The sequence below is a fragment of the Staphylococcus canis genome, assembly GCF_016238445.1.
Classification (GTDB): Bacteria; Bacillota; Bacilli; order Staphylococcales; family Staphylococcaceae; genus Staphylococcus; species Staphylococcus canis.
The window spans coordinates 1-4011 of sequence record NZ_JABANU010000048.1; the positions used below are offsets into that span (position 1 = coordinate 1).

Here is a 4011-nt window from a genome sequence, read left to right on the forward strand (position 1 = left end):
AGCACTTTCGTAATAGAATCATTTTAAGTTCAAAATTATTCGCATCAGAAAAGAAAAAGGAAGTTAAGCAACAGCAAGTTGCCTAACCTCCTTAATTGAGCTTACCAGTCCTATTTGACAGAGAGCCTTTTTTATTTAGTGTGCGATTTTCTTCTCATATCGTGTTAAATCATTGTCATGACCAATCATAATTAAAATATCATCAAATTCTAATGCCATACTTGGGTCAGGTGCAACAATAATTTCTTTTTGACGTTTAATCGCGATAATGTTGATACCATAATTCGCACGTATGTCAAGGTCGATTAACGTTTGACCTGCCATAGATTCTGTTGCTTTCATTTCTACAATAGAGTGCTCATCTGATAATTCAAGATAATCAAGCACTGTTGCACTAGCGACATTATGTGCAATACGTCGCCCCATATCTCTCTCTGGATGAACAACAGTATCTGCGCCGATTTTATTTAAGATTTTTGCATGATAGTCATTTTGAGCTTTTGCAGTTACTTTTTTAACACCCAACTCTTTCAATATAAGTGTTGTTAAAGTACTCGCTTGAATATTTTCACCTATTGCAACGATAACATGGTCAAAATTTCGAATTCCTAAACTCTTCATCACCGCTTCATCTGTAGTATCTGCAACCACAGCATGAGTTGCAATATCACTATATTCATCCACTCGATTCTCATCATTATCAATCGCCATTACATCCATATCTAATGCATTAAGTTCACGAACAATACTACCACCAAAACGACCTAACCCAATCACTACATACTCTTTATCCATTTTCCGCCTCCAACATACAACTTTTCTATTCACAAAGCTAAACAAGATTTGTTATTTGATCAAGTTTTCCTTATTCTACCTCTATTTAAATCTTTTAATTTAATCCACTTTTAAAGTGATAACATTTTTATTTTCTTCCTCTTACATAGTCTTTGTCAAGCACAAACAGTCTTAGTAAGAAATATAATGAAGGCAATAAGAGTATCAAGCCAAATACAAAGGCAATCACTAAAAAGAGTGCCATACTATCATTTGTCACCGCATGATTCAATTTAACGTAAGGATATAATATATATGGTAATTTACTTAAGCCATATCCAAAAAATGCTGTACCCATTTGAATAATCACAAATATGAATGCCACACCATGTGCTTTTTTCAAAAATGTAAGTACACCTGCAATCATAAATGCAATTAGGCTAATAATAAAAAGCCAACCATAATCAAAAACTGCCGATTCAAAATGTGCTTTATTTTGTATTCTTAAGGATAGGAAAACAAACAAAGAAATAATTATCATTGGAGCTCCCCAGAGTAAAAACCACTTCCTTAAGAGATGGTATGCTTCAAAGTCTTTCGCACGATGCGCATAAAATGTTAAAAACCCGGATGAAATGTATAATACAGAGACAATCGCTAAAAAGACAACTGCCCAACCAAATGGACTTAAAAGCAGTGCCTCCCAATTTAAATCAATACTATTATTTTGGTTTTCGATAATATATCCACCCTCAGAAATAGTCAGTGCAGTGGATAAAGCTGCTGGAATTAATAAACCTGATAAACCATAAATGATAAGCCATGATAACTTACGATCTTGTCCGTAGTTTTCAAAAGCATAAAATGCACCACGTGCCGCTAATAGTATTAATGCAATAGAACCAGGAATTAACATAATTGTCCCATAATAATAAGCGGTCTCAGGAAAAAAACCTACAATCCCTACAAAGAAAAATACAAAAAACACGTTTGTGACTTCCCAAACAGGGTTTAAATAACGTTCGATGAGTCCATTCACACGATGTGCTTCCCCTGTCAAACTCGCGTGTAATGTAAAGAATCCAGCACCAAAATCGATAGATGCTACGATAATGTATCCGAATAAAAAGAGCCATAATACACTTATACCAATTAAACTATAATCCATTATGCCTCACTCCTTTGACTTTCAATATTTCGAATATCTTCATATGCCGGTTTATGCTTAAACATTCTTACAAGTACAAATGTTGCAGATACAAGTAACACAAAATATAGTATTGCAAAAAGAATCGTAACAAATGTTAGACCACTTGCCTGTGTAGCTGCCTCTTGTATTTTTAAAACACCTCTCACAATCCAAGGTTGTCGACCGAGCTCTGTTAAAAACCAACCAAATTCAATTGCTAACATTGCTGCAGGTCCCGTTAATAAGATCATATATAATAACCATTTGTGATGACTGTTAAAGCGTTTGATAATGAGTGTTAAAACATAGATAGCAGATACGATAAAACAGAAAATACCAAATACTACCATTAAGTCAAAGAAATAGTGCACAATCAACGGCGGTAACTCTTCTTTTGGAAATTCATTTAAACCTTTTACTTCCGTTGAAAAGCGGTTGTCCGATAAAAAACTTAAAGCGCCAGGTACACGTATCGCACCTTTAACCTCTTGCGTTGATTCGTCTAACACTCCGAACAACACAAGATCAGCATGAGATTCTGTATCAAAATGCCATTCATACGCTGCAAGTTTTTCAGGTTGATGTTCATGTAAAAATTTCGCAGATAAATCTCCAGCGAGCATAGATAACAAGGAGAATATCAATCCAGCTATCATCGTAATTTTTAATGCTGATTGATGATAACGCTTATCTTCTTGAACTTTATTTTTAAGCAACTTAAACGCTGCGATGCCAGCCAATATAAACGCCATCGTCATAATCGCTGTTGCAACGACATGAAATGAACGTACAAAAAATGATGCGTTAAACATTGCTTCTACCGGATCCACGTTTACCATTCGGCCATTTTTTAATGTCATTCCAGCTGGTGTATTCATAAATGAGTTAACTGACGTGATAAAAAATGCTGAAAATGTTCCACCTATAATTACCGGTATACTTAAGAAAAAATGAATCCATTGATTTTTAAAACGATTCCATGTGTAAAGATAAATACTTAGAAAAATTGCTTCAAAAAAGAACGCAAATGTTTCCATAAAAAGTGGTAATGCAATCACATGGCCCCCGATACGCATAAATGTCGGCCAAAGTAATGATAGTTGTAAACCTATAATTGTACCTGTCACTACTCCTACAGCTACTGTAATCGTGTAGCCTTTAGACCAACGCTGTGCTAACGCAATATACTGTGGTTTTCTTTTTTTAATTCCTAAAAATTCAGCAATTGCAAAAAAGAGCGGCATACCCACACCAATTGTTGCGAAAATAATGTGAACAGCCAGTGTCATCCCAGTAAGAAAACGACTAATGTCTACTGCATCCATTTAATCTCTCCTTAAAATATTTTAGTTATCTAATTATTATAAGTAGAATATTAATAGATTTAAAATTATTGATACGACAATACAGTGACAAAATCATGACATTGTCTTAATTTCGCCATATTTTCAAATTTTAAATTTGCTTTTTAAATTAAGGTAATTTACGATATAGCAATGTATACTGATTAGAAAGAAGGTTATGGTATGGCACGTGTAAAGATTTATACTCAAGATGAATGTCCATCCTGTACATTTATAAAAAATTATTTGAATTCACATCAAGTTTCATTTGAAGAACGTCATATTTCAAACTCAACTTTTCGCAATGAGATGATTGAATATGATGCATTTTCAACACCATTTATTTTGATTGATGATGAACCTATGTATCAAGTGGACTTAGATAAAATTAACGAAAAACTTAATATATAAGCTTTTTTGATTGAATGTTTCATTCGTTCCTTCAATACTTCAACTCATTTAAGTGAAAGACACATGTATCTTAATTGGTACATGTGTTATTTTATTTCAAAATACAATAATACAAGCTAGTGAATATTTCACCAACCGTTAAAAGTATAGAGCCAAAGTATAGAGCCAAAAAGGGGCTGGGACATAAATACAGCTCCAAAAGAACCCCGCTAAGATTCCAAATTGGATTTTAGCGGGGTTCTTTATATAATTTACACATATTGTTTCAAAAAAATAAAGCCCTCACTTATAATA

At 33.6% G+C, this 4011-nt stretch carries 4 protein-coding genes; 1 reads left to right on the forward strand and 3 read right to left on the reverse strand.

Features of this window, described 5'->3' with window-relative positions; translation table 11 throughout:
* Window positions 1-135: 135 nt before the first annotated feature.
* From HHH54_RS10780 to HHH54_RS10790, 3 genes are all read right to left on the reverse strand, one after another.
* On the reverse strand, window positions 136-795 hold the full coding sequence (locus HHH54_RS10780) for a potassium channel family protein (RefSeq protein WP_198618798.1): 660 nt from the start codon (window positions 793-795) through the stop codon (window positions 136-138).
* 127 nt (window positions 796-922) lie between these two features.
* Entirely contained in the window at window positions 923-1942 is a 1020-nt protein-coding gene (locus HHH54_RS10785; protein ID WP_198618799.1) for a cytochrome d ubiquinol oxidase subunit II, read from the reverse strand.
* Window positions 1942-3288, reverse strand: coding sequence for a cytochrome ubiquinol oxidase subunit I (locus HHH54_RS10790; RefSeq protein ID WP_198618800.1), 1347 nt, complete (start codon window positions 3286-3288; stop codon window positions 1942-1944). Before HHH54_RS10790 ends, HHH54_RS10785 begins: the two co-directional genes overlap by 1 nt.
* A gap of 201 nt (window positions 3289-3489) precedes the next feature.
* On the opposite strand from HHH54_RS10790, the gene HHH54_RS10795 reads away from it, so the two are divergent.
* A complete protein-coding gene (locus tag HHH54_RS10795) occupies window positions 3490-3717 on the forward strand; it encodes a glutaredoxin family protein (RefSeq protein WP_198618801.1) in 228 nt (75 codons plus the stop codon).
* The last annotated feature ends 294 nt before the right edge of the window (window positions 3718-4011 follow it).

What these genes read in the sequence shown, in the direction of transcription:
- HHH54_RS10780 (WP_198618798.1), bottom strand. Translation starts at nt 795, where the DNA reads ATGGATAAAGAGTATGTAGTGATTGGGTTAGGTCGTTTTGGTGGTAGT.
- HHH54_RS10795 (WP_198618801.1), top strand. Translation starts at nt 3,490, where the DNA reads ATGGCACGTGTAAAGATTTATACTCAAGATGAATGTCCATCCTGTACA.
- HHH54_RS10790 (WP_198618800.1), bottom strand. Translation starts at nt 3,288, where the DNA reads ATGGATGCAGTAGACATTAGTCGTTTTCTTACTGGGATGACACTGGCT.
- HHH54_RS10785 (WP_198618799.1), bottom strand. Translation starts at nt 1,942, where the DNA reads ATGGATTATAGTTTAATTGGTATAAGTGTATTATGGCTCTTTTTATTC.